Origin of the sequence: Nonomuraea sp. NPDC049695 (genome assembly GCF_040674955.1) — a bacterium.
GTDB classification, from domain to species: domain Bacteria; phylum Actinomycetota; class Actinomycetes; order Streptosporangiales; family Streptosporangiaceae; genus Nonomuraea; species Nonomuraea helvata.
Genome location: NZ_JBFANV010000045.1, coordinates 23,179 through 46,409, shown reverse-complemented (window position 1 = coordinate 46,409; position 23,231 = coordinate 23,179). Strand labels below are relative to the sequence as shown.

General features: G+C 67.3%; 21 protein-coding genes. 6 read left to right on the top strand and 15 right to left on the bottom strand.

Features of this window, described 5'->3' with window-relative positions:
- Positions 1 to 136: 136 nt before the first annotated feature.
- Positions 137 to 3,022 (bottom strand): AAA family ATPase, encoded by a 2,886-nt coding sequence (locus AB0J64_RS32480; RefSeq protein WP_364035336.1) that lies wholly within the window; start codon positions 3,020 to 3,022, stop codon positions 137 to 139.
- Between the two features lie 168 nt (positions 3,023 to 3,190).
- Here AB0J64_RS32480 and AB0J64_RS32475 point away from each other — a divergent pair, with 168 nt between their 5' ends.
- The gene (locus AB0J64_RS32475; RefSeq protein ID WP_364035333.1) at positions 3,191 to 6,922 is read left to right on the top strand and encodes a S8 family serine peptidase; all 3,732 of its coding nucleotides are present in this window, start codon (positions 3,191 to 3,193) and stop codon (positions 6,920 to 6,922) included.
- Between the two features lie 137 nt (positions 6,923 to 7,059).
- On the opposite strand, the gene AB0J64_RS32470 is transcribed toward AB0J64_RS32475, so the two are convergent.
- Positions 7,060 to 7,656, bottom strand: coding sequence for a histidine phosphatase family protein (locus AB0J64_RS32470; protein WP_364035330.1), 597 nt, complete (start codon positions 7,654 to 7,656; stop codon positions 7,060 to 7,062).
- A 49-nt stretch (positions 7,657 to 7,705) separates the two neighbouring features.
- Here AB0J64_RS32470 and AB0J64_RS32465 point away from each other — a divergent pair, with 49 nt between their 5' ends.
- The gene (locus AB0J64_RS32465) at positions 7,706 to 8,653 is read left to right on the top strand and encodes an ATP-dependent DNA ligase (RefSeq protein ID WP_364035327.1); all 948 of its coding nucleotides are present in this window, start codon (positions 7,706 to 7,708) and stop codon (positions 8,651 to 8,653) included.
- A 146-nt stretch (positions 8,654 to 8,799) separates the two neighbouring features.
- Positions 8,800 to 10,299 carry a M20/M25/M40 family metallo-hydrolase gene (locus AB0J64_RS32460; RefSeq protein WP_364035324.1) on the top strand — a complete coding sequence of 500 codons (1,500 nt, stop codon included), beginning with the start codon at positions 8,800 to 8,802 and terminating at the stop codon, positions 10,297 to 10,299.
- 181 nt (positions 10,300 to 10,480) lie between these two features.
- Here AB0J64_RS32460 and AB0J64_RS32455 read toward each other — a convergent pair whose 3' ends face one another.
- The 11 genes from AB0J64_RS32455 to AB0J64_RS32405 form a co-directional block, all read right to left on the bottom strand.
- Complete coding sequence (locus AB0J64_RS32455; RefSeq protein ID WP_364035321.1) at positions 10,481 to 11,974, bottom strand: M28 family metallopeptidase; 1,494 nt, start codon at positions 11,972 to 11,974, stop codon at positions 10,481 to 10,483.
- A 111-nt stretch (positions 11,975 to 12,085) separates the two neighbouring features.
- On the bottom strand, positions 12,086 to 12,694 hold the full coding sequence (locus tag AB0J64_RS32450; protein WP_364035318.1) for a hypothetical protein: 609 nt from the start codon (positions 12,692 to 12,694) through the stop codon (positions 12,086 to 12,088).
- Between the two features lie 151 nt (positions 12,695 to 12,845).
- Positions 12,846 to 13,970, bottom strand: coding sequence for a tyrosine-type recombinase/integrase (locus tag AB0J64_RS32445; protein ID WP_364035315.1), 1,125 nt, complete (start codon positions 13,968 to 13,970; stop codon positions 12,846 to 12,848).
- Between the two features lie 11 nt (positions 13,971 to 13,981).
- Positions 13,982 to 14,191 carry a hypothetical protein gene (locus AB0J64_RS32440; protein WP_364035312.1) on the bottom strand — a complete coding sequence of 70 codons (210 nt, stop codon included), beginning with the start codon at positions 14,189 to 14,191 and terminating at the stop codon, positions 13,982 to 13,984.
- 87 nt (positions 14,192 to 14,278) lie between these two features.
- Positions 14,279 to 14,464: a helix-turn-helix domain-containing protein gene (locus tag AB0J64_RS32435; RefSeq protein ID WP_364035309.1), complete on the bottom strand. Its 186-nt coding sequence runs from the start codon at positions 14,462 to 14,464 to the stop codon at positions 14,279 to 14,281.
- A gap of 459 nt (positions 14,465 to 14,923) precedes the next feature.
- Positions 14,924 to 16,843 carry a cell division protein FtsK gene (locus AB0J64_RS32430; RefSeq protein ID WP_364035306.1) on the bottom strand — a complete coding sequence of 640 codons (1,920 nt, stop codon included), beginning with the start codon at positions 16,841 to 16,843 and terminating at the stop codon, positions 14,924 to 14,926.
- Between the two features lie 344 nt (positions 16,844 to 17,187).
- Positions 17,188 to 17,538 (bottom strand): hypothetical protein, encoded by a 351-nt coding sequence (locus tag AB0J64_RS32425; RefSeq protein WP_364035303.1) that lies wholly within the window; start codon positions 17,536 to 17,538, stop codon positions 17,188 to 17,190.
- 33 nt (positions 17,539 to 17,571) lie between these two features.
- A complete protein-coding gene (locus AB0J64_RS32420) occupies positions 17,572 to 17,763 on the bottom strand; it encodes a hypothetical protein (RefSeq protein ID WP_364035300.1) in 192 nt (63 codons plus the stop codon).
- A gap of 188 nt (positions 17,764 to 17,951) precedes the next feature.
- Positions 17,952 to 18,188, bottom strand: coding sequence for a hypothetical protein (locus tag AB0J64_RS32415; protein ID WP_364035297.1), 237 nt, complete (start codon positions 18,186 to 18,188; stop codon positions 17,952 to 17,954).
- 2 nt (positions 18,189 to 18,190) lie between these two features.
- Entirely contained in the window at positions 18,191 to 18,547 is a 357-nt protein-coding gene (locus tag AB0J64_RS32410; RefSeq protein WP_364035294.1) for a hypothetical protein, read from the bottom strand.
- Positions 18,544 to 18,768, bottom strand: coding sequence for a hypothetical protein (locus AB0J64_RS32405; protein WP_364035291.1), 225 nt, complete (start codon positions 18,766 to 18,768; stop codon positions 18,544 to 18,546). Before AB0J64_RS32405 ends, AB0J64_RS32410 begins: the two co-directional genes overlap by 4 nt.
- 185 nt (positions 18,769 to 18,953) lie before the next feature.
- On the opposite strand from AB0J64_RS32405, the gene AB0J64_RS32400 reads away from it, so the two are divergent.
- The gene (locus AB0J64_RS32400) at positions 18,954 to 19,799 is read left to right on the top strand and encodes a GntR family transcriptional regulator (protein ID WP_364035288.1); all 846 of its coding nucleotides are present in this window, start codon (positions 18,954 to 18,956) and stop codon (positions 19,797 to 19,799) included.
- Positions 19,800 to 20,049: 250 nt separating this feature from the next.
- Here the strand turns inward: AB0J64_RS32400 and AB0J64_RS32395 are convergent, their stop codons facing one another.
- Positions 20,050 to 20,814: a GntR family transcriptional regulator gene (locus AB0J64_RS32395; protein WP_364035285.1), complete on the bottom strand. Its 765-nt coding sequence runs from the start codon at positions 20,812 to 20,814 to the stop codon at positions 20,050 to 20,052.
- 364 nt (positions 20,815 to 21,178) lie between these two features.
- On the opposite strand from AB0J64_RS32395, the gene AB0J64_RS32390 reads away from it, so the two are divergent.
- Together AB0J64_RS32390 and AB0J64_RS32385 are read left to right on the top strand one after the other, a co-directional pair.
- Positions 21,179 to 21,463 (top strand): hypothetical protein, encoded by a 285-nt coding sequence (locus AB0J64_RS32390; protein WP_364035282.1) that lies wholly within the window; start codon positions 21,179 to 21,181, stop codon positions 21,461 to 21,463.
- A 196-nt stretch (positions 21,464 to 21,659) separates the two neighbouring features.
- A complete protein-coding gene (locus AB0J64_RS32385) occupies positions 21,660 to 22,112 on the top strand; it encodes an NUDIX domain-containing protein (RefSeq protein ID WP_364035279.1) in 453 nt (150 codons plus the stop codon).
- Between the two features lie 160 nt (positions 22,113 to 22,272).
- Here the strand turns inward: AB0J64_RS32385 and AB0J64_RS32380 are convergent, their stop codons facing one another.
- The gene (locus tag AB0J64_RS32380; protein WP_364035276.1) at positions 22,273 to 23,187 is read right to left on the bottom strand and encodes a hypothetical protein; all 915 of its coding nucleotides are present in this window, start codon (positions 23,185 to 23,187) and stop codon (positions 22,273 to 22,275) included.
- Positions 23,188 to 23,231: the final 44 nt, after the last annotated feature.

Sequence of the window (23,231 nt, the reverse complement as noted above, 5' to 3'; positions counted from 1 at the left end):
GGACATGGTGACGGCCACCGCGTGATGCTCCTCCGAAGAGCCACGGTTCGCGTCGGAGAAGCACAGGGCGATGGCCGCAGAGACCAGTTTGCTGCCTGGCCGGTCCCCGGTGAAGTCCCGTCAGGATCGGTGACTCCTACTTGTTGCGTCGTACCCGTTCGGTCAGGGTCCTGAGCTCCTTGCGTGAGGGCAGGCCCAGCTTGCGCAGCGCGCTGGCGATGTGGCTCTCCACAGTGCGTCTGGACAGGAACAGCTCGGTGGCGATCTCCTGGTTCGTCTTCCCCTCCGCCGCCAGCAGCGCCACCTCGCGCTCCCTCGACGACAGCGTCTGCCCGTGTGAGGGCCGTCCGCCCCGCCACGGATAGGGGATGGGTACGCCGTTCTGGCGCATGACGCGGCAGACGCGGGCGATGTCCCGGTCCGCCCCCATCGCGGCGTACCGGTGCAGCGCGCCTTCGAGCAGGTGCCCGCCGCCCGGGGTGCCGCGTTCGCAGCGCCATCGGCCCAGGCGCTCCGCGGCCTGGGCCTCCTCGTAACGCAGCCCGGCATCATGGAAGGTGGTACGTGCGGCGTCGAGCAGCCGGTCGGCCGCCGAAGCGCGCTGGGACAGCCCGGCGCGGGCGGTCAGGAGCGCGGCCTGCGCCGCCGGGGCGTCGGCGCCTTCCAGGCCGGCGGCCAACTCGTCCACGAGCTCCACGGTCCCGGCCGTTCTTCCCAGCGCGTCCACCAGGCACAGGACGGTTTCCGCGCCCCACACCCAGTTGCCCTTGGCCCGTACCAGGGTGAGCGCGGCGGTGGCGTGCTCGGCCGCGCCCGCGGTGTCGTCCAGGGTGAGCAGCAGGCGGGAGAGCGTCATCCGGGCGGGGATGAGCGGCCACACGGCCCCGACCCGCTCGGCGATCGCGATCACCTCGCCCAGGCACGCCACGGCCTCCTCGGCCGGACCCGTCGCCGCCAGCAACGCACCCCGCAGCAGCCGCGAATCCAGCGACGCGGCAGGGAAGGCCGTCGTCCCGCCGCCTTCCGCATTCGAGGACGCGCCTCCGAGGCGGCGGAGCCGGGGCTCCAGGCCGTCCCACCGTCCGGCCGCCCGATCGACCGCGGCCGTCACCAGCTCCACGACCTCCATCACCCGCAGGTACTCGGCCCGGTCCGCCACCCGCCGCCCCTCCGCCAGCAGCGCCTCGGCGCGGTCGAGCCGCCCGATGTGCAGCGCGCCCTGGGCCCAGTTGAGGCAGGCGCGGGCATGCTCGCGGGGCACGCTCCTGAGCCGGTCGTCACGCAGCAGGTCGTCGATCAGCCGCCAGCTTGCCGGATCGCCCTGCTCCAGCAGGAGGGACGCCCGCGCGATGCGTACCGCGATGTCCACATCGGGGTCCCCACTGCGGCGGGCGGCCTCCTCGGCCTCGTCGCAGTAGGCGGCGTGGTCGCTCACATGCCGGTCCACCACCGTCTCCGGCGCCGCGAGCACGGCCAGCGCCCGCCCCAGCAGCGCGGGCCGCTCTCCGAGGTCGTCGACCGCGCGCTCGATCTGGAGATAGCCCGCACGCGCTTCGCCCTGCTGCCGGAGCAGGCGGCCGAGGGCGAAGCGGAGCTCGCCACGCAGCTGGTCGGGGAGGGGTTCGGTGGCGAGGAGGCGTTCGAGCGTCGGCACGGCCTCCGCGTGGGCCAGGCCGTCCACCGCCGCCCGTCCCAGCTTGACGGCCAGCCGGACGCGGTGCTCGCGCTCCAGCGAGCCGGTCTCCAGCGCCTGGAGCAGGAACCGCGCCGCCGTGGCGTCGTCGCCGTGGGACAGGGCCGTGTCGGCGGCGGCCTCCGCGTTCGCCACGAACTCGCCGGTACGGCCCGCGCGCCGGAAGTGGTGGGCGAGCCGGGCCACCGGCCTGGGACCGGCCCCCGACTCCAGGGCCTGCGCGGTCCTGAGATGCAGCCACCGCCGCGACGGCGCGGCCACGGACTCGTACACGATCTGCCGGGCCAGCGCATGACGGAACGAGGACTGCCCGTCCTGTTCGTGCAGCAGCCCCACGGCCTGCGCCGACGCGAGCGCTGTGGCGATCTCCAGAGCGCCGCGGCCGGTGACCTCCGCCAGCAGCCGGTCGTCGGGCGTCATGCCGATGACGGCGGCGGCTCCGAGGATCTCCCGCGCGGCGTCGTCGAGCGAGGACAGGCGTTGCAGCACGACGTCACGTAACACGGTCGGGACCGCCAGGCCGGCCAGCACGTCGGGGCGGCAGGGGATCTCGCCGGCGGGCAGGCGCTCCAGCAGCGTACGGAGCACTTCCTCCACGACGAACGGGATGCCCCCGGTCTTCTCGTAGAGCGGAGCGGCGAACGTATGGGGCAGATCGGTCTTGAGGATGCTCCGCGCCAGCTCCTCCACCTCGGCCGGGCTCAACGGGGTGAGGCTGACCACCCGCGCGGGACCCGACGGCGCGCGGGCGAAGGCCTCACGGACCGGCAGCGACCCCGACCCGGTGCGGACCGTGAGGATCACCGAGACGTCACGCGGCTGGTGGGCGGCGAGGAAGGCGAGGAAGTCGTGCGTGCCGCCGTCGGCCCAGTGCACGTCCTCCAGTACGAGCACCAAGGGGCTCAGCCGGTCGAGCAGGGACACGGCCGCCCTGAACACCCGGTGGCGTTCGGCCCGCTGGTCGGGCAGCGCGGGCAGCGGCGGCGGCAGGTGCTCGGCGAGCTCGGGCAGCAGCGGCGCGAGCGCGCCCACGACCGGGTTGAACGGCCCGGCGGCGGCGAGGTCGCCCGCCAGGCGGAAGGCGTCGAGCAGGGGAGAGAGCGGCAGCGGCTCCTGGAGCTGCTCGCACTGCCCCACGAGCCGGCGCGTCCCGGCCGGCTCCGGCGCCGCGAGCAGCTCGCCGACCAGGCGGCTCTTGCCGATGCCCGCCTCTCCTTCGATGACGGCGAGTGAGGGCGGGGAGGCGATGACGGTACGGAGGAGCGCCAGCTCGGAACCGCGGCCGATCAGCACATCGGAGAGGGCGCCCGACGGGGCCACGCGGGGCATGTGACCACCCCCTACCTGCCCTGATGACGAAATATCAGCGGAAAGCCAGGTTACCGGATCTACGTAATGCCCAAATTTCCGTATTCGGTACGGATGTCGCTCCAGTCCGCCCCTGGTTAGCCTCGGCGATCATCCGCATGATCAGCGGCGGTGCATGGAAGGGCGACGATGGACCTGTCCGAATCTACGCGTGGACGCCGCTTACTCGTGGCGGCGGTCGCGCTGATCGCGGTGGCCTGGCCGGGCGCGGCCGAGGCGGAGGCCGCCCCCGAAGAGCAGAAGACCTACATCGTGCAGATGGCGGCGGACCCCGTCGCCACGTACGAGGGTGATGTGGCCGGGCTGGCCACCACCAAGCCCCAGCAGGGCGAGAAGATCGACCCCGGCTCGGCCGACGTGGAGAAGTACGCGGACCACCTGCGCGGCCGGCACGACGCCGCGCTGAAGAAGGTCGGCGGCGGCAAGAAGCTCTACGAGTACGTGTACTCGTACGGCGGTTTCGCGGCCAAGCTCACCGAGTCGCAGGTGCGGGAGCTGCGGGCCATGCCCGACGTCGTGGCCGTGACCGAGGACAGGAAGGTGACGGTGCAGACGTCGTCGACGCCGCACTTCCTCGGCCTCGACGCCCCCGGTGGCCTCTGGGACCAGCTCGGCGGCCCCACCGGCGGCAGGCACGGCAAGGGCGCGGGCGACGGCCTGGTCATCGGGGTGATCGACACCGGCGTCACCCCGGCGAGCAAGAGCTTCGCCAACCCTGACGGCAGCGGTAAGCCGTACAAGCCGATACGCGGTTTCCATGGAGAGTGCCCGCAGACCAGCCCGGCCGTGTGCAACGGCAAGATCGTCGGGGCGCGGCACTTCGACGCGGCCTGGGGCGGTGACGGCGGCGTCAAGGAGTTCCTGCCCTGGGAGTTCACCTCCGCGGTCGACTACAACGGGCACGGCACGCACACGGCCTCGACGGCGGCGGGTAACCACGCGGTGCCCGCGACCGGGCCGGCCGCGGCGTTCGGCGCGATCAGCGGCATGGCGCCGCGCGCCCGGGTGGCGATCTACAAGGCGCTCTGGTCGGCGCAGGACGCCTCGACGGCCAACGGGTACTACTCCGACCTGGTCGCGGCCATCGACCAGGCGGTGGCCGACGGCGTGGACGTCATCAACTACTCGGTCTCCGGTACGGCCACCGACTTCCTCGACCCGGCGGAGACGGCGTTCATGGCGGCCGCGCAGGCCGGCATCTTCGTCTCCGCGTCGGCAGGGAACGACGGCCCCGCCGCCTCCACCGTCAACCACCCCTCCCCGTGGGTGACCACGGTCGCGGCGGGCACGCACAACCGCGGCACGCAGGGGTCGGTGACGCTCGGGAACGGCACGACGTACACCGGGGCCTCGCTGGCGACGAAGGCCGGCCCGGCGCCCCTGATCGACTCCAGCGCGGCGGGGCTGCCCGGCGCGGACGCCACCATGGTGGCGCAGTGCTACGCGACCAGGAACAACGACGGCAAACCGGTCCTCGACCCGGCCAAGGTCAAGGGCAAGATCGTCATCTGCGATCGCGGGGTGACGCCGCGCGTCGACAAGAGCGCGGCCGTGGCCGAGGCGGGCGGCGTCGGCGTGGTCCTCGTCAACGTCGACGAGAACTCACTCAACGCCGACCTGCACCCCATCCCCACCGTGCACCTCGCGGTGAAGGACCGGCAGGCGGTCAAGGACTACGCCGCCACGAGCGGTGCGACGGCGACGATCGACCAGGCGAAGATCAGCGACGACGTCCCGGCTCCGTACCTAGCCTCGTTCTCCTCCAGGGGCCCGCTGTCGGCCGGCGGCGGCGACCTGCTGAAGCCCGACCTGACCGCTCCCGGGCAGGACATCCTCGCGGCCACGGCGCCGCCGGGGAACAACGGGGCCGAGTTCGGCATGATGAGCGGGACCTCCATGTCGGCCCCGCACGTCGCCGGGCTCGCCGCGCTGCTGAAGGACCTGCACCCCGACTGGTCGCCGATGGCGGTCAAGTCGGCCCTGATGACCAGCGGCACCGACGTCCTGGACGGGCCCGGCACGGACCCGAAGGTGATCTTCGGTCAGGGCGCGGGCCACGTCGCCCCGAACAGCGCTGCCGATCCCGGGCTGGTCTATGACAGCGGGGTGAAGGACTGGACGGCGTTCCTCTGCGCGACGACCGGCGGCGTGGCGCAGAAGGTGTGCGACGCGCTGAAGAAGAAGGGGTACTCGCTGGATGCCAGCGACTTCAACGGCCCCTCGATCTCGGTCGGGCGGCTGCCCGGCATCCAGACCGTGACGCGCTCGGTGACCAACGTCGGCCGCTCGGCCGCCACGTACACCGCCTCCACGGCCGGGCTGGCCGGGGTGACGGTCAAGGTCTCGCCGGGCAGGCTCACGTTGGGGCCGGGGCAGACGAAGTCGTTCACGGTCACGTTCACGCGGACCACGGCCCCGATGAACGCCTACGTGGGCGGTCAGCTGACGTGGAAGGACCGGCGGCACTCCGTACGTATCCCCGTCCTCGTACGGCCGGTGCCCGAGACCTGGTCGGCCACGTACGGGGCCGTGGGCGGCAAGGACTCCGCCGAGTTCGTCGCCCTCGACCCCAAGGGCAAGCGGGTGTACGTGTCCGGCGCGAGCTACGGAACCTCCCCCGGCCTGCTGAGCCCGAGCATGACCACCGTCGCCTACGACGCGGCTACCGGCGCCCGGCTCTGGAGCAAGGGCTACAAGGGTCCCGCCGGCACCTTCGACGAGCCGGCGGCGATCAAGGTCAGCCCCGACGGGAGCAGGCTCTTCGTCACCGGCCTGAGCGCGGGGACGGACGACACCGGCAACGACGCCGTCACGATCGCGTACGACACCGCCTCCGGGGCCGAGCTCTGGGTCGCGCGGCACACCGGGCCGGGCAACGGCTCCGACTGGTCCAACGCGGTGACGGTCAGCCCGGACGGGAAGAGCGTCTACATCACCGGCATGACCACGCTGGGCGAGGCCGGCAAGGAGGACTACTTCACGATCGCGTACGATGCGGCGAACGGAGAGCGCACCTGGCTGCAGCACTTTGACGGGCCGGGAGGCGGCACCGACGACGCGAGGAAGATCGGGCTGAGCCCGGACGGGGCCAAGCTCTTCGTCACCGGCCAGAGCAGCGGCCCGTCCGGCACGGGCCTGGCCGACTGGGGCACGGTGGCCTACAACGCGGCCACCGGCGAGCAGCTCTGGACGGGCCGGTACAACGGCACGGGGAACGGGACCGACATCCCGTCCGGCATGGCCGTCGACGCCAAGGCGGTCTACGTCACCGGGTCCGCCGACAACGGGAGCACCCAGACCGACGTGACCACGATCGCCTACGACCTCGCCACAGGAAAGGAGCTCTGGACGGACCGGTACGACGGGCCGGCGCACGGCAGCGACACCCCCCACGCCATCACCCTCGCCCCCGGCGGCGGCAAGCTGTACGTCACCGGCAACACCGAGGGGGAGGGCACGCGGTCCGACTTCACCACGATCGCCTACGACCCGGCCACCGGTCAGCGGTCGTGGGTGCAGCGCCGCGACGGGCAGGCCAAGGGCGAGGACTTCGCCTGGGACGTCGCCGTGACCCCGGACGGCAGCAAGGCCGTCGTCACCGGGCAGAGCGCCGACGACGAGGCCAAGGGCGAGGACTACGTGACGGTCGCGTACGACGCCGCCACCGGACAGGAGATCTGGACGGGCCGGTACGACGGGCCGGCCGGCGCGTCCGACCAGCCGCACGGGGTCGCCGTGGACGCGGCCGCGGGGGTGCGGATCTTCGTGACCGGCGCGACCGCGACGAGCGGGAGCACGAACGACAGCCTGGACTTCGACTTCGGGACCGTGGCCTACTTCGAGCCCTGGAAGAAGCCCTGACCTCCTGACCTGAACACCGGGGGCCGATCGACCGCCAGCGACCACGGCGGCCGATCGGCCCCCGCCGTGCGACTGTGGGACACGGCCCGCTGCCCATCCCTTCCTTCAAAGGGCCCCAGCCTGAGCGCGGTGGGCACCTAGAGGCGTAGCTCCGGAGGGAAGCCTGTCCACCGCAGGTCGGCGGGCAGGTGCCCCATGTCGTTGAAGAACAGGACGGAGGCCGGGCGGTCCTGCGCGTACCTGATGACGGTCAGGGCGGCGTTGCCGTGGTTGAGGCCGAGCCAGCGCCAGTCCGGGGCGTCCAGCGCGGCACGGACAAGCCAGCCGACCAGGAAGTTGTGCGTGACGACCAACTCGTGGCGCGTGCCTTCCACCGGCCCGGTGAACAGCTCCTCGGCCTCGCGGGCGAGCCGCGCGCCGTCGTCCTCCGGGAAGCGGCCGACGAAGCCCAGGAGCTGTTCCGCGTGCTGCGGGGGCAGCTCCTCCTTTTCCGGTACGTACGGGACGAAGTCTCCGGCGGCTTCGGAGACCCGCACGGGCACGTCCGGGAGCTGCTCGGCGATCAGGCGGGCGGTCTGGGCGGCCCTGGGGAGCGGGCCGTGGTGGATGGCGGCGAGGGGGACGTCCTTCAGCCGCCGGCCGAGCAGCGTGGCCTGGCGGCGGCCGTTCTCTGTCAGACCGCTCTCGTCCGGCGTGGCCTCGCCGTGGCGGGCGAGGTAGAGATATCGGGTCATCGGGCCCCCCGTTGTTGATTTCGGATGTACGTCATGGGCATGGTAGGGCGTGGCCAGCGACGAGACGCGCGACGGGATCGCGCTCACCAACCTCGACCAGCCGCTCTTCGACGGAGCGGGGGCGACCAAGCGCGACCTGGTCGACTACCTCGACTCCGTCAGCGACCGGATCATCCCGGCCCTGCGCGACCGGGCGCTCTCGGTCATCCGGGTGCGGCCGGGGCAGGAGCCGTTCATGCAGAAGAACCTGCCCAAGTACGCCCCCGACTGGCTGAGGTCGGTCTCCGTGTGGGCCGAGGCGTCACGCAGGCAGGTGACGTACGCGCTGTGCAACGACAGGAAGACGCTGCTCTGGTTCGCCAACCAGCGGGCCGTGGAGTACCACCCGGCGCTCTTCTTGGGCGAGCATCCCACGCACATGGTGCTCGACCTCGACCCGCCCGAAGGCAGTGACGCCTTTTCGCTGGCCGTACGCGGGGCGTTGCTGGTGCGCCAGGCGCTGGCCGACGCCGGGCTGGCGGGAGCGGTGAAGACCAGCGGGGCCAAGGGGGTGCACGTGTTCGTGCCCGTGGCCGAGGGGACCGGCATGGAGGACCTGGCGGCGGCCACCCGCGCGCTGGCCGCGCGGGCCGAGCGGCTGGACCCGGCGCTGGCCACCACGGCGTTCATCCGTGAAGACCGCGCCGGCAAGGTGTTCATCGACTCGACCAGGGCGGGCGGGGCCACGGTGGTGGCCGCGTACAGTCCGCGCGTGCGTCCCGGCGCGCCCGTGTCCTTCCCGGTGGCGTGGGAGTCGCTCGAGGACGTCGCGCCCGCCGACTTCACCGTTCACACGGCGGCGGAGCTGCTCAAGGGGGCCGACCCGTGGGCCGAGCTCATGCCGGAGCCGCAGCGGCTGCCCGCGGACCTGGTCGAGCAGGGGCACACGATCCCGGTCGCCCGCGTGCAGGCGATGCACGAGGGCAAACGCCGCGCCCGCGCCCGTCGCGGCGAGTGACCCTACAGCGCCGGCGTCGGCGGTAGACCATTAGAGATGTCCGGATTTTGACGCACGTGTCGCCTTCTCAGTGATCCCCGGGGCGGGTTACGTTCGCCTGGCGGCTCGGGGGACTTGCCGCATTCCCGTTCAGCAGAGGGATCTTCATGCGTCGAATCGCCATCGCACTGATCACCGCACTCTCCCTACCGCTGGCCATGGCCACGCCCGCCGGCGCCGTCGGCCTGGACGACGTCTTCGCCAAGCTGCTCGTCAAACAGGTCAAGGGCCCGAACGTCAAGAAGCACCTCGAGGCCCTGCAGGCGATCGCCACCGCCAACGGCGGCACGCGCGCCGCGGGCACGCCGGGCTACAACGCCTCCCGCGACTACGTGGCGGGCAGGCTGCGCAAGGCCGGGTACAAGGTGACGCTCCAGCCGATCAGCTACGTCGAGAGCTGGTCCGAGAACGCACCCCCCACCCTCGCGCTGACGGCGCCCGGCTCGAAGTCGTACGTGCCGAACGAGGACTTCTACTCCTTCGAGCCCTCCCCGGCCGGTGACGTGACCACGCAGGTCCAGGGCGTGGACCTGACGCTGCCGCCGACCCCGGCGCCCTCCTCGAACAGCGGCTGCGAGGAGTCCGACTTCGCCGGCTTCGTGCCCGGCCGGATCGCGCTCATCCAGCGCGGCACCTGCGCCTTCGCCCAGAAGATCCGCAACGCGGGGCGCGCGGGAGCTGCCGGGATCATCGTGTTCAACGAGGGGCAGCCGGGGCGGACCGACGCGTTCCCGCTGGACATCGGCGAGTGGCGGGCCAACGTCCCGATGGTGTTCGCCGACTTCGCCGTCGGCAACGAGCTGGCGTCCACGCCCGGCGCGACCGTCCGGCTCAAGGTCGACTCCAAGCTCGTGCTCGGCACCAATGACAACGTGATCGCGGAATCCCGCTTCGGCGACCCGCGCCACGTCGTGATGACCGGCGCCCACCTCGACAGCGTCACCGCCGGTCCCGGCATCAACGACGACGGCTCCGGCACCGCCTCGATCCTGGAGGTGGCCGAGGAGATGGCGCACTTCCCGGTGAAGAACAAGGTCCGCTTCGCCTTCTGGGCCGCCGAGGAGATCGGCCTGCTCGGGTCCGACCAGTACGTCGAGTCGCTGCCCGAGGCCGATCGCGATCGGATCAGGGTGTACCTGAACTTCGACATGGTGGCCTCGCCGAACTACGCGTACAAGCTGTATGACGGGGACAACTCCGACAACGTCGGCTCCCCGGCAGGGCCGCCCGGATCCGCCGAGATCGAGAAGCAGCTCCAGGCCTTCTACGGCTCGCGCCACCTGTCCACCGTCGGCACCGACTTCGACGGGCGCTCCGACTACGGCCCGTTCATCGCGGTGGGGATCCCGTCGGGCGGGATCTTCACGGGTGCCGAGGGGATCAAGACGGCCGAGGAGGCGGCGCTGTTCGGCGGTACGGCGGGGGTGGCGTACGACGTCTGCTACCACCAGGCGTGCGACACGACGGCCAACATCAACGACACGGCGCTGGACGTGGACGTGGACGCGATCGCCGACTCGATCGCCCGCTATGCCTTCAACCTCCGTTCCATCCCTTTGAGGACGGCCGCTGGGGCGGCGACCCTGGCCGCCAAGACGGCAAGCTGACACCCGCCGCTCCGCCCTGGAACTGAGGGCTCCCCGGCCGAGCACATCACCTCGGCCGGGGAACGCACGCCCAGGGGGCCAGGTCCAGGAGGCGAGGTCCTCCGAGGCGAGGTCCTGGAGGCGAGGTCCAGGAGGCGAGGCCGCGTCCGGCAGCATGGTCGGGCGCGGCCTCGCGATCCCCCTAGCGGGTGATCTTGACGTCGTCCACGCCGGCCTCCACCAGGGAGGCGCCCGAGGCGTCGGCGGCGTCGATGAGGATGCGGACCGTCTGGCCCGCGAACGCGTCCAGGCCGGCGGTGGCCGTGGCCCAGGCGCCGTTGCGGTTGGCGGCCGAACCGGTCTGGTTCAGCACCGTCGTCGTGGTGGTGCCGACCACGCGTACCCGGAAGTAGTCGGCGCTGGAGGCGTTCGAGCCGTGCGCCAGGTACCACGACAGCGACAGGTTCAGCGGGCCCGTGGACGGGAGCATGATGGGCGGCGACTGGATCGAGGTGACGCCGCCGTCGATGTCGTAGTCACCGGCCGAGGTCCCCGCGAGCCGGCCGGTCACCAGGTCGTTGGAGCCGCTCACGGTGGTGCCGAGCTGCTTGGCGCCGCTTGAGTTGGTGTCCTCGGGGTCGCCGCGCTCCCACTGCCCGGTGGTGGCGGTGTCGGTGCTCGACGGGTTGACGGTCCACCCCGTGGCCGTCTCGAACGTGTCCTGCCAGACCACGGCCGGCGGCACCGCGGTCGCGATCGTCCACACCGCGTACGCGATCGCGTCGGCGTTCCTGTCGAGCGCGGTGTCGTTGATGTTGGCCGACGTGTCGCAGGAGCGGTGGTAGCAGGCGTCGAACGCCTGCCCGGCCGTGCCGCCCCACAGCGTGGCCTGGGCCGAGGACTTGATGCCTTCGGCGCCGGTGAACGTGCCGCCCGCCGGGATCCCCGCCGAGATGAACGGCCCGTAGTCGGAGCGGCCGTCGAAGTCGGTGCCCCGGGTCGGCACCCCGATCGAGGTGAAGTAGTCCTGGATGGTCTTCTCCAACTGCGCGGACCCGGCCGGGCCGGGCCCGGAGCCGGTGCCGTCGGAGTTGTCGCCGTCGTACACGAAATAACCGGGGTTGGGGGAGCCGACCATGTCGAAGTTCAGGTACGCCTTGATCCGCGCGCGGTCCGCGGCCGGCAGGTTGTTCACGTAGAACTGCGATCCGCGCAGCCCCAGCTCTTCCGCGCCCCACCAGGCGAAGCGCAGGTGCTTGGCCGGCTGGAGCGACTGGCGGGCCACTTCGAGCGCGGTCTCCAGGATGGACGCGCTGCCCGAGCCGTTGTCGTTGATGCCGGGCCCGGCGGTGACGCTGTCGAGGTGCGCGCCGACCATGAGGATGTCGTTGGGGTCCCCGCCCGGCCAGTCGGCTATGACGTTGTAGCCGGTGGCGCCGTTGTAGGTGAACGACTGGAGGGTGGTGGTGAAGCCCGCGGCGTCCAGCTGGCCCCGTACGTAGTTGGCCGAGGCCAGGTAGCCGGGGCGGCCGTGCGCGCGGGTGCCGCCGTTGGCGGTGGCGATGGACTGGAGCTGGGCGAGGTGGGCTTTGACGTTCGCCAGGGAGATGTCCGGCGATGCGGCGGCCCGGGCGGGTATACCCGGCAGGGCGATCGCGAGGGATGACGCGATCACTGCGGCGATGCCTAATCGCATGCCTTTTCCGCAGGTGAGCGGCATGGTGGTGCCTCCATCCGAGGTCGAGGGTGGAAGATCCCGAGATGGTGCTCATAGGAACGTAACCCGCCAGAACGGGTTCGCCTAGGCCTATGAATGGAGGGCCAGACCGGGCCGCAGCGCCGCCAGGACGATCTCCGGCTGGTCGGCGAAGAAACGGATCGAGATGGCCTCGGCAGGGCCGCCGAGCGGGCGCACGAAGGCGATCGGCTCGGTCAGTTCGATCGTCACGTTCGTCTGCGAGGCGACCGCCACGCTGAGCCGCCCGTCCTTGACCGCGACCATGCTGCTCTCGTTGTAGTTGCGGCTGGTCCGCACGGAGGCGATCTGCTGGACGGGCACGCGCAGCTCGAAGTAGACGCCGTACCGGATGCGCAGCTCGTCGGAGGTGATGACGTGGGGCCTGGTGGCGCAGGCGGCGGCCGTCATGACCCCGAACAGGAGCCCGTACACGTCGGCGTAGAGCACCGCGAACCGCAGCCAGGCCGGCACATCGAGCGCTACCAGCAGCAGATCGATCACCACGGTCTCGACCGCCATCGCGAACAGCATCAGCGACAGCACGAACGTCTGCGCCTTCGTGTACGTCGCCACGGCCGCCCCGTCGGGCACGCCATGCCGACGCCGCATCATCCACAGCCCGATGGCGGCCAGCCCCTTCAACTCGAATCCCACGATCCGCAGCACGGCTCGGCCCATCGGGTTCCTCTCTCTCGGCGCGATCAACCCCGATTAGAAACGTTGACGTCGCGTCAAGGTCAAGCCGATGGGATTCCGGCTCTCTCGACTGCTCAGAAGGGGAGGCGGGGGTTACTGTTGATCTTTGGGAGCCAAACGGGGAGCCACTGCTCTACCCGGCTTGCGGCTTGAAGATCTTGTCCATCACGACCGCGCCCCTGGTGAGGGCCGGCCTGATCTCTTGCCTGTAGACGGTCTCAGTCACGTGTGTTGATGAGTGACCAACGATGCGGGCGATCTCTTCGATCGCCACGTCGTGAGCGGACAGCAAGGACACGAAGCTGTGCCGTAGCTCTCGCGGACACCAATTGGTGCCTATCCCGGCTGCCTCTGTGATGAGCCTGAATTCCCGCCAGATGTAATAGCGGTTCATCGGGGTTCCGTCTTCTCGGCGGAAGACGTTTGCGGTGTCTTCTCCTCGTTCTCCTGATGCGAGGCGTTCTGCTGCCCTGGCTTTGTGTAGCTCGGTCAGGACTCGTACGCCCCACTTAGGGATTTTGAGGACGCGGCGGGATTTTGGTGTTTTGGTGTCTCCGTTCACTCGTTCGGCGCGGTAAACCGCAACCGTGCCTGCTTTTAGGTCTACCTCTGTCCATCTAAGGGCGCGAGCTTCTTCGGTGCGTATCCCGCAGAGAAGGCACAGGATCACATACGCCTTGATCGGGCTCGGGAGTGCTGCGCGAATGACAGCCTTTGCCTGGGTGAGGTTCAAGGCTTTTGATGGGCGACCTTCTTGTCCTTCCGGGACATCGACGAGGCTCGCGACGTTTCGTTGGACCTTGTCTCTCTTCTGGGCATGACGTATTGCCCATTTAACGATTTGGTGGATGAGGCGTAGGGTGCGAGTCGAGAGCTCCTCCGCTCTTTCGTCCAGCCAGTCATCAAGCTCATCGGCGGTAAGCTTCTTGAGCTTGATCTTTCCGATGTGCGGAATTATCTGGTGTACGGCTAGTGAGCGATAGCTCTTCACCGTGGACTCCGCTCTGCCCTTGAGCCCCTTCTCCAGCCAGTCGTTGATGCAGTCCTCGACGGTGTAGGTTTGCTCCGTCTTGATGCCTGCCTCTAGCTCTTCGACTGCCTCGATGAGCTTCTCTTTGACCTCAGTCTTGGTTCTTCCCTTCCGCTTGATTCGCTGGCGCTTTCCTTTCGCATCGAAGCCGAGTGATAGGGCTCCTGTGTATCCATTTCCTTCGCGATAGATACTGGCCTGGTGCTTGCCGATGTAGACTGTTGCCATCCGCTCTCCCTTCAATCGATTTTCGCGGGGCGTGTCCCGGCCTGCTTTTGAGGCATACCACCAGCTTCGTGGCGACCGGGACTTTTCTTGCAGCGGCTTATGTATTCGTCGATGGCCTTACGGATGACATAGGCTATGTCGCGATCCTGTTCGTCTGCGATCTCTTGGAGTTGCCTCCGACGTTCACCGTCGAGTCGCAGCGTGTAGTTTTCGGTGGGCAACTTGTTCTCCTAGCTCTCGGCCTCGCGCTGTGGTTCTGTCCGAGAGTGTGAGCGCAGGCGCATTGCACTGCAATGCAGTTACCGGAATCAGTCTTGATCGACTTGTTCGAGGGATGCGATGAATTCGGCCAAGTGCTGATCGGTGATCCTCCTTGATTGCCCTATCTTGATGCTGCGAAGTTGGCGGGTTCTGATCAGTCCGTAGATCTTGTCCCGCCCTACACCTAGGAGTTCGGCTACCTCCTCGACTTTGTATGCCTTCAGGTGCGTCACCTCCCTTCGTCGGCTCCCGTCCCCTCGTTGGGCGTCACCTTCCTTCGGGCGGTTGACCGGTCGTCGGTTAGAGCCGCCTCACGCTGGAGTCGACGGATGCGGTTCCACGCGCGGCGGCCGATCCTGAGGCGTAGTCCGGTGCCGCTGCAGCGGGGGCAGAAGCGCCAGCCACGGCCGAAGAGATAGGGGATGCGGCCGGTGCCCTTGCATCGGGCATGTTCGCGGAACGGTCGGGCGTACCAGAGGTAGATGTAACGCAGCGTGAGCAGCATCAGACCAGTGATCGCTGCGGAAGCGATGAGCGTGCATGGGGTCAAGGAACCACCTCCTGAGGGGCTTTTGGGGTTGGTCTCAGGTCAGGTCGCTACCTGCTACCGGCCTGTTCAGAGCGTGTTTTGGGCTGCTAGCGGGGGTGCTTCCGGAAGCAGAGCCATCTGCTTCCGGAAGCACCGTCCGCGCTCAGTCCGGACGGCTGATTTGATTACGTTCTGCGATCGCTTGGGCGAGATCGGCGCGGTAGATACCGCGCCTTGTGTGCTTCTTGCCGTCGATGCGGCGGCCGATGGGGCCGACCTTGACACCCAGCGGCTTCAGCGCGCTGGTGAGCTGTTCTGAGCGCCATCCGCCGTAGATCTGCGGCCGGAGTTCGGCCAGTCGCGCGCACAGGTCGGCGTTCCACGCGGCGTCTTCCCCGGCTGGCCAGACCCGGGCGAGATCGGATAGGAGGTCGAAGGCGGGCGGATCGGGTCGGGTCTGGGTGTCGGGTTCGGGCATGGTGCCCGTCGCTACTCGCATCTCGATTGCTCGTGCGACGACTTGTTTGGCCTGGTCGGCGTTGACCTCGAAGCTACGGAGGGCACCAGGCTTGCCCACGCCGACGACGATGCCCCAGCCGGCATCACCGGGGCCGGTGTCGTCGCCTGGTTCGAACACGGTGGCGCGGTAGCCTGCCTTGTACATGCCGGTGCCGAGGATCATGTCGTTGGCGACTTGGTCGCGTACCGACATGCACACGCGGGTGTTGACGTTGCGGGTGATCCCGGTGGGCAGGCTGTCTTTGTCCGGGATCTGGGTGTCGAGCAGCAGGATCACGCCCAGCGCGCGCCCGAGTTTGATCACCTTTTCGCATAGCTCCCCGGCTTCCGCGCCGTGATCCTTGTGCTGGAAGAGCTCTTGCGCCTCGTTGAGGAAGACCACCAGCGGATGCAGCCCCGAGCCCTTGCGGGACGCGAGCTCGGGTGTGACCTTGTTCTCCGGGGCCATGCCGAGGGCGTGATAGTGGCTGATCTTCGCGGCGCGCTGCTGGCATTCGGTGTGGTACAGCCACTTGATCAGCGCGGCGGCCTTGCCGATGGTCTGGTCGTCTTGGCCGTTGCCGTACTCGGCACAGACCGGTTCGACCACCGTGAAGTCGCCGACGCCCTTGAACTCATACCCCCGCAGCTCGGCGCGCGGGTCGAGGCTGGCGGCCAGGACCAGCAGCCGTAGCAGGAACGTCTTACCCGACCCGGGCTGTCCGCCGATCAGCCAGTTCCGGAAGATCAGCATGGCGTTGACGATCTCCATGCGTGGCGTGGTGAAGATCGGGAAGGATTTGAACACGTCCACGCTGCCGCTCTTCAGCAGCGGCCAGGGTGGCGTCTGCATCTTGCTGGCCGGCTGGTAGCCCACCCACAGCGCCAGCCGCCCAGGATGGCCCGCGGCTGCGTCCGGCCACACCTGGTCGAGGGGGAGCCGCATCGCGGACGCGAGCCGTCCCCGCCGCGCGACCACCTCGGCGGCCTCCACGCCGAAGGGTAGATCCGCGATCGCCAGGTGCCCCGGACCGTCGCGATGGATGTCGGTCGGGAAGCTGATCGCGTGCTGGTCCTTGGCTACGGCCTGGTTGATCGCCCCAATGCCGATGCTGAGCAGGGCACGCCGTACCAGCTCGGCCGTGAGCTTGCGATAGCGCGGCCCGTGGCTGACTCGATCAGTGATGCGCTTGTCTTCCGGACGCCCTACGCGCGCCATGATCGGTACCAGCACGGCCAGCAGCGCCCACCGTGCCCAATCCGGCGCCGTCACGTCCAGCAGAAGCAGCGTCGCCACCGACGCCCCCGTCAGCAGACAGACCAGCAGCAGCACCGACCAGCGCCAGCGCGCTTGCCGCTCGCGCTGCTTGTCCAGCTTGAGCCACGTCGCGGGGTCGTTGCGATCGGCCGCGGCCTGCCGCAGCGCGTGATTGCCCTCTTCAGCGCTGGCCCAGCGCAGCACGCGGGCGACGCCGGCGACGAACCCGATGGGCGCATACACCGCCGTCTTGAGCGCGTACTTGGGCAGGCGAACCGTGTGGTAGCCGAGCACGTAGGCGGCATCTCTGGCCCACCAGGCGAGCATGGCGCGCCTACTGGCTCGTGTGCGCGTCCACGATGGCAGGATCGGGGCGCGCCCCCGACCGGTCTGTGACTGGTCGGGGACAACGCCAGCATCATCGGGCCGATCGACCGGCGGCCCGACCGCCGGTCGGTCGAGGGGCACCGACTCCCGATCAAAGAACGCATCCTCCTCTGCGTCCCCGATCTCGGGGGCGGGGGTGGGGCCGGCGCGGTGGGGGTCGGGACCGCTGCTGGCACCTGCCGTTGTGTGATCGCTTTCCGTTGGTGGGGCAGACCAGGCGAATCCGTTCAACGGGGTCGAGCCGGAGGGGCTGCCCGTGTTGTCGGGGTCGGAGGGTGGCCAGGTCATGCGGCGCCGTCCGCGCTGGTCTGTGTATCGGGGCCTGCCTGGTCGGTGAGTTCGTCTCGCAGGTAGGACAGGGGGTCGGGCTCCCCGTCGCGGTCGGCGTGCAACGCGGCGCGCATGGCGGCGATGAGGTTTGATCGGCTGAGCCGGTTCCTACTGATCTCGGTGCGGAGTCGCATGATCTCCGCGACCAGAACGGGCGTGTCCTGGAGGGCGGCGGTGACGTGCTGCCAGAGGTCATTCAGGGTGACGGTGGAGCGGGCGAAGGTGTCGATCAGTTCGTGTGCGATGCGGTTGCGGCCGAGGACCTCCTGAAGAGCCGGGTCAGGATAGGGGTGGCGGTAGGACACGAAGGCATCACCTCTCTCGGGTTGGTGGACAGGTCAGGGACCAGGGGTTATCCAGTCCAGGAACGCCCTCAGAGCGCGGTCGATCTCGGGCGCCAGCGTGGTTGCGGCCAGCAGGTAGCCGAACACGGCACAGATCAGCGCCATCCACAGGCGGAGCTTCAGGTAGCGCACGGCCAGCACAACGGCCACGCCGAGCAGCAGCACGAGCGGAATTGAGACGGTCACCGGATATCACCTCCTTCCCACCTTGGGTCGCACGGGACGTGACGAAACGTGAGGTCAGATGCCGTCGTGACGGGCCTTGCGGCGACGCCAGCGAGCGCGGGCGCGGCACTTGCGGCAGCGCTGGTTGTTGGACTCCAAAGCGGCACCACAGAGGCACCCACGCGTCAGCGGGAATGTGCGCAGCGCTATCACCTCCTTCTCTCTCGCTCGGGCTCTGAGCTGGGCACATCGCCCCCAGGGCGCTCCTGAGGGCGGGCGTAGAGGAGAACTCGCCGTGTCAGGTGCTCGACCTCGCTACGGGGGCCTTTGTGGGGTGCTCGGGTGCGATCGTCGGCACGGATGCCGATGACCAGCACCACAAACAGCGCCAGTACGGCCAGCGCGGCTATGAGAGCGAGGACGATGATCACCAGTGGGATGTCCACGGTCACGCCCCTGCGGGCGGGTCTGGGGAAATGGCGTCGCGGTAGGACCACCAGCCGTCCCATCGCGCGGTCGCGGCTTCCGTGATCGCCGTGACGCTGTACTGCACCGGTCCGAAGCTCACCTTGGCGGTGAGGTGACCGTGGGACAGGGCCTCGGGGTCGAGGGCCGAACCGATCAAGCACGCGATGCGCTTGACCTCGGCTTCCTTCTCGTCATCGGTGCCGTACAGGACGCTGACAGCAACCTTCGAATCGTGCGGTACGGGCAGTTCCGGCCGATCCTCCAGGTAGGCGGCCAGGGTGCGAAGCCCGTCGATGAGTCGGACGCGGTGACCTTTGCGGTACTTGCCGTAGATCATCGGTGATCAGCTCCCTTCCAACGTGGGGCGTAGAGGGTCAGCACGTCAGGGCAGGTCTCCAGGGCATCGGCCGTCGCGTGGAGCGCCACGATCACCAGCAGCAGCACCGTGGCGGCGAGAGCGCCGGAGATCAGGCCATCCGTGCAGTTGTCGAGCAGCTCGGCCAGGGTGCGGATAGCCGTGATCAGTCGGGCGTGGTGTGCACTCTGAAGACCAGTCACCCAAGATCACCTCCATCCGAGCCAAACCCCACGGCTGTGTGCACTCAGTTGTGTGCACTCGATTGCGTACACACAGGATGCACGTTCGACTGTGCGCGCGCAAGTGTGCATGCACAGATTGACGTGCACAGTTGTGTGCATTAGGGTTCGATGGAGAAGTTTCCGCACGTGGAAGGGGGTGCAAGATGGCCGCCAATGGCACAGGGGACGCATCCGCATCACTGCAGGCCAGCGAGCACCAGGATCAAGATCAGTCGAAGGCTCCGCTGTACGAGATCATCCGCGATGAACTCATCGCGGATATCGAGGCGGGGAACTACCCGGTGGGCGCGCTTCTGCCGTCCATCCGGGACATGTCTGTGCGGTGGACCGTGAGCACGACAACGGCACGCCGTGTCCTCTCGGAGCTGGTCAACGCGGGGTACGCGCGCCCAGAAGGCACGCGGGGGCATATAGCGATTCGGCCTGCCTCGGCACGTGAAACGATCGTGAAGGGCGGTCTAGGCGCCGTCTCAAGACAAGGGGTGCCCGCGCCTACGCCTACGGTGCGCACAGCGCAAGTCATAACCACGACGGGCACCGTGTCCGTCGCCGGCCACAGCATCGACGTTCGCAGCGAACCCGCACCGCCCGAGGTGGCAATGGCACTGAGTCTTGCCGACCTCGCTGCTCCCGTAGTTGTCCGGCGGCGTGTGACGACGGATTCCGCGGGCAATCCTGTTCAGTTTCGCGTGAGCTACATTGCTCCCAGCGTCGCCACGGAGAACACCCCTCTAGCCGCATCGGCTGTAATCGATGAGCCATGGCACGAAGTATTGGCGGCATGCGCGGGGAGCCCGATCAAAATCGGGGACAGCTACATCTGTGCCCGTCATCCCAGTGACACAGAGGCCGCGATGCTCGCGCTGCATCCCGCAGCATGCGTGCTTGTGCGAGTGGAGCGAGCTTTCAACGAAGACGATCAGCCGGTTGATTACACGGTAACCGTGTGGCCTGGCGATACAACTCGCATGGCGGTAAACCCTAGTTAGGCCAAGCGGGCCTAATTAATGAATGTCTGATTTTCATGCAGCCTGAACGCGAGCCGGTTTTTGGTTCACATGCTAGGTTTTGGGTAGGCCCACTTGAACGCGCCAGACTTGTCCACGTGCTCCCCATCGTGTCCTTGCATGAGGATGCACGTCACTGTGAACGCTTCCCAAGAATCCTCGACGAGGTATTCGTCTCCGCAGAGATCTTCAGGCTGCACGCCGCCGAATTCGGTGGACATGTTCTGACCTCTTAATGGATCGGAAGTCGATACCGGAAAGCGTACCTATCCGCCCTGAAGATTATCTTCGCAACCTCCACCGCCAAGTCATCCGCCCAGAACGTCTGCCAGATCTCTATGACCGGAACGCCAGGCGGACATTTAAGCTGAGAGATTTCGTGTCGTTCTGGCATGCGCGCACGGAGGAGTTCCTCCTCCATGTCCACGTGCCGGCCTATGGCATCAAAACGGGGGACGATGCCCGCACCTGCGTGCGGTCCTTCATGCGGGAGTTCGATCTCCGTGCCACCGGTGATTGCCAGAGGTTCCCATGCAAGGCTCATTGAAATGGGCTCGCCGCCCATGCTGATCTTGTACGCGGTCTCGGTGACAGGATCGCCCTCCTCGATCCCGAGGCGTTCGGCGACCTCCGCAGGTGCTTCTGTGCGCTCCGTCTCCCAATCAACTTGAATGTCAATGCCGGATTCTTCGGCTTCTCTCCTGTATGCAGCGACATGCTTGTTTGCCCGATGGAATCGATCAGGGGCAACGCGAATCAATGGGCGCTTTTGGGAGGAGACGAAAGCGCCTTTGCCCTTGAGTGTGTAGATCGTTCCCTCGTTGCGTAGCTCGGTCAGCGCGCGACGGGCGGTGATCGCGGAACAGTCCCACGTGGCGCACAGGCCGCGCTCGCTGGGCACCTGCGCATCCGCAGGCAGCTCGCCACTTTTGATCTTGCTTCGGAGATCTTCGGCGATAACCAGGTACAGAGGCTTGTACGTGTCGCGCTCCGTCATGCCCAGAGGATCTCACAGAACCGAGTGTCAGCCTACGAGATCTGCACCTAGTATGTGCACATACGAAGTCTCCTTGGCGCGGGAGGACGGTACGGGCAGATGCACCTACTAGGGCCAAGCCAGCCGGCTGTCTGGGACTACACGCTCACGTACCAGCGTGGGGGCAAGGTCGGGGGTTGCAGTGGTCGCTGCTACTCCCCTGGACTCGCAGGCGAGCGCGTAACAGCGGTTCTCATGACCTTGCCAACGAACGCAAGCGGAAAGATCGAGCAGAAGGGGGAATGGGACCCGCTCACGCAAGATCGGCCATTTGTCCGCATAGCGGCGATCATCGAAGACGGAACGCTCCGCTGGGTGGGTCAAGATGTCGCAGGATGAATGGAGCCTGGCCCATCCGACAGCTCACAAAGCGGCTCTGCTGGGGGAGGGGCACGCAGCAGGCAGAGCGTTTTCGAAAGTCGAGTTCCTCGACTTGTTCGATCTGAATATCGATGATGTTCGTGACGGTTACAACGCTCTCGCGCTGTATCACTTGTACCTGAGCTCTCGTACTCGGGCGCGCGTGCTGGGCAGCCAGATCGGACCCGATCATGATCAGAATCCGACTCTGAGTTTGCCTGGTCACCCCGACGAGCGACGGTGCGGTTGACCGACTCACACCCGCTCCACCGTGTCCCGCATCATCGCGCCAACGCCCCCAGTGAGCCATTTTCAACCTGACGTGGCTGCTTGGGATGGGCATGGGGCGCTTGCCTGGGCCGGCAGGAAGGGCTCCAGTGAGGCGGCTGTCAACCAAGATCGATAACGAAATTCGCGGGTCTTGGGTGCTGGGATAGCGTGCGGCGATGAGCTTCCGACTGGCGGCGTACGCCGTGTGCATCGAGGACGGACGGGTGCTGCTCGCTCATTACGTAGGACCGAAGGGCGAGCGGCACTGGACGCTCCCGGGCGGAAAGGTTGAGCACGGGGAGGATCCATTCGACGCGGTCATCCGGGAGGTAGCCGAGGAGACCGGCTGTGACGGGGTGGTTGAACGCTTGCTGGGTGTGGATTCCAGGGTGATTCCCGCGGCCGACCGCTTGCCCGGCCTGCCCGAGCATCAGAATGTGGACATCTTCTACCGGGTTCGTATCACGGGTGGCCAACTCTGGCCTGAGCCGAACGGCGAAACCGCCGAGTCGGCCTGGACCCCGATTCCCGACGTTGCATGCCTCCGCCGATCGTCGATGTCGGCCTCACTTTGGCACAGACCCTTCCGGCAGCGGGCCATGTCAATCCCGTCCCGGTCGGCGGTTTGATCCAGCACTGAGCGCTTTCATCCAGAGCGGCGGCGGCCGTCTTCGACGGTTTGCAGGACGAGGATCACCTGGACCATCTCGGTCGCGCGGTGAGGGCAGCAGCGCAGGCGGGCCAGAACCTCTGACTGCTGTCGATAGCTAGCGCGCCGTGGCGCATGTCTCAATCCTCCTTGAGTGTTGGCTTGCAGGCCTCACCTACTTCACAAGAAAAGGCTGATTTGTAGGCAGATACGGGTTGTATTGGGCCAGGGTTTCGGAAGGGGGTCCCTGTCAGCTTTCCATCTGTTCGAAGGAGCGTTCCGTCGGGGCCAAAGATTTTCCCATTTACTTGAGTCGATCCGTCCGCACGCACGACCATGTTCTCTTTCTCGCCTTCCACCATCAAGTCAATGACTATTTCCCACAAGAAGTCATATGTGCTGCTGCTCGTGTCAACGAAAAAGACTTCTGGCTCATTTTCGGACACATAGACGAATTTTTCGTCAAAGTAGTGCTGAGATGTATCGGGGTCTCGAAGCCGCAGGTCGCTGGAGCCCAATGGGATCCCACCTTCCCGGATGTCACCACCGCCGCCAGTGGGACCGAATACAATCGCTGCGGTCGGCGGCGTGTGAGTATCGATAAGTTGAGCTCTTATGTCTACTATTCGAACCGCTTCTTGACGTCTTCCAATAAGAGTAACCTCGTGGTGCGTCCGACCTTCGTGCTTCTGACATACCGATTTTTTGAGGGATGGATCAATAGAGTCTTCAATGCACTGGCTGTCGAACGGCGTTGCTTTGGCGAGAATGCCTTCCCAAAGCCGTTCCGTTTGGAGTGCTCGCTTGCTCTCCATGGAGAGTGGCTGATCGAAAACATATGTCACGGGTTCAGGCAAGATCTCTCTGATTCTGACGCGCAACGGTGGTTCATTCTCGTAGCGCTGTCTTCTGGCGTTTTCCACGTTTTGGTCTTGCCATGGTGCAATGATGTATGTGCCAAAGAGCGCCCCGATTACAAGCAAAATCGGGGTCATAATCGAGCCAATTATGAATCGACGCTTTTCGCGGCGCTCATTAGTTGTTTGTGATGACATGTCTACTTCTCCGGTCGTTGAGCGTCGGCGCCCAGGACTGACCG

Bases quoted from the DNA above. Each gene is read 5' to 3' on its own strand.
- AB0J64_RS32430 (WP_364035306.1), bottom strand. From the start codon at position 16,843: ATGCTCGCCTGGTGGGCCAGAGATGCCGCCTACGTGCTCGGCTACCAC.
- AB0J64_RS32390 (WP_364035282.1), top strand. From the start codon at position 21,179: ATGTCGCAGGATGAATGGAGCCTGGCCCATCCGACAGCTCACAAAGCG.
- AB0J64_RS32380 (WP_364035276.1), bottom strand. From the start codon at position 23,187: ATGTCATCACAAACAACTAATGAGCGCCGCGAAAAGCGTCGATTCATA.
- AB0J64_RS32395 (WP_364035285.1), bottom strand. From the start codon at position 20,814: ATGACGGAGCGCGACACGTACAAGCCTCTGTACCTGGTTATCGCCGAA.
- AB0J64_RS32480 (WP_364035336.1), bottom strand. From the start codon at position 3,022: ATGCCCCGCGTGGCCCCGTCGGGCGCCCTCTCCGATGTGCTGATCGGC.
- AB0J64_RS32410 (WP_364035294.1), bottom strand. From the start codon at position 18,547: ATGATCTACGGCAAGTACCGCAAAGGTCACCGCGTCCGACTCATCGAC.
- AB0J64_RS32470 (WP_364035330.1), bottom strand. From the start codon at position 7,656: ATGACCCGATATCTCTACCTCGCCCGCCACGGCGAGGCCACGCCGGAC.
- AB0J64_RS32475 (WP_364035333.1), top strand. From the start codon at position 3,191: ATGGACCTGTCCGAATCTACGCGTGGACGCCGCTTACTCGTGGCGGCG.
- AB0J64_RS32450 (WP_364035318.1), bottom strand. From the start codon at position 12,694: ATGGGCCGAGCCGTGCTGCGGATCGTGGGATTCGAGTTGAAGGGGCTG.
- AB0J64_RS32460 (WP_364035324.1), top strand. From the start codon at position 8,800: ATGCGTCGAATCGCCATCGCACTGATCACCGCACTCTCCCTACCGCTG.
- AB0J64_RS32455 (WP_364035321.1), bottom strand. From the start codon at position 11,974: ATGCGATTAGGCATCGCCGCAGTGATCGCGTCATCCCTCGCGATCGCC.
- AB0J64_RS32385 (WP_364035279.1), top strand. From the start codon at position 21,660: ATGAGCTTCCGACTGGCGGCGTACGCCGTGTGCATCGAGGACGGACGG.
- AB0J64_RS32445 (WP_364035315.1), bottom strand. From the start codon at position 13,970: ATGGCAACAGTCTACATCGGCAAGCACCAGGCCAGTATCTATCGCGAA.
- AB0J64_RS32400 (WP_364035288.1), top strand. From the start codon at position 18,954: ATGGCCGCCAATGGCACAGGGGACGCATCCGCATCACTGCAGGCCAGC.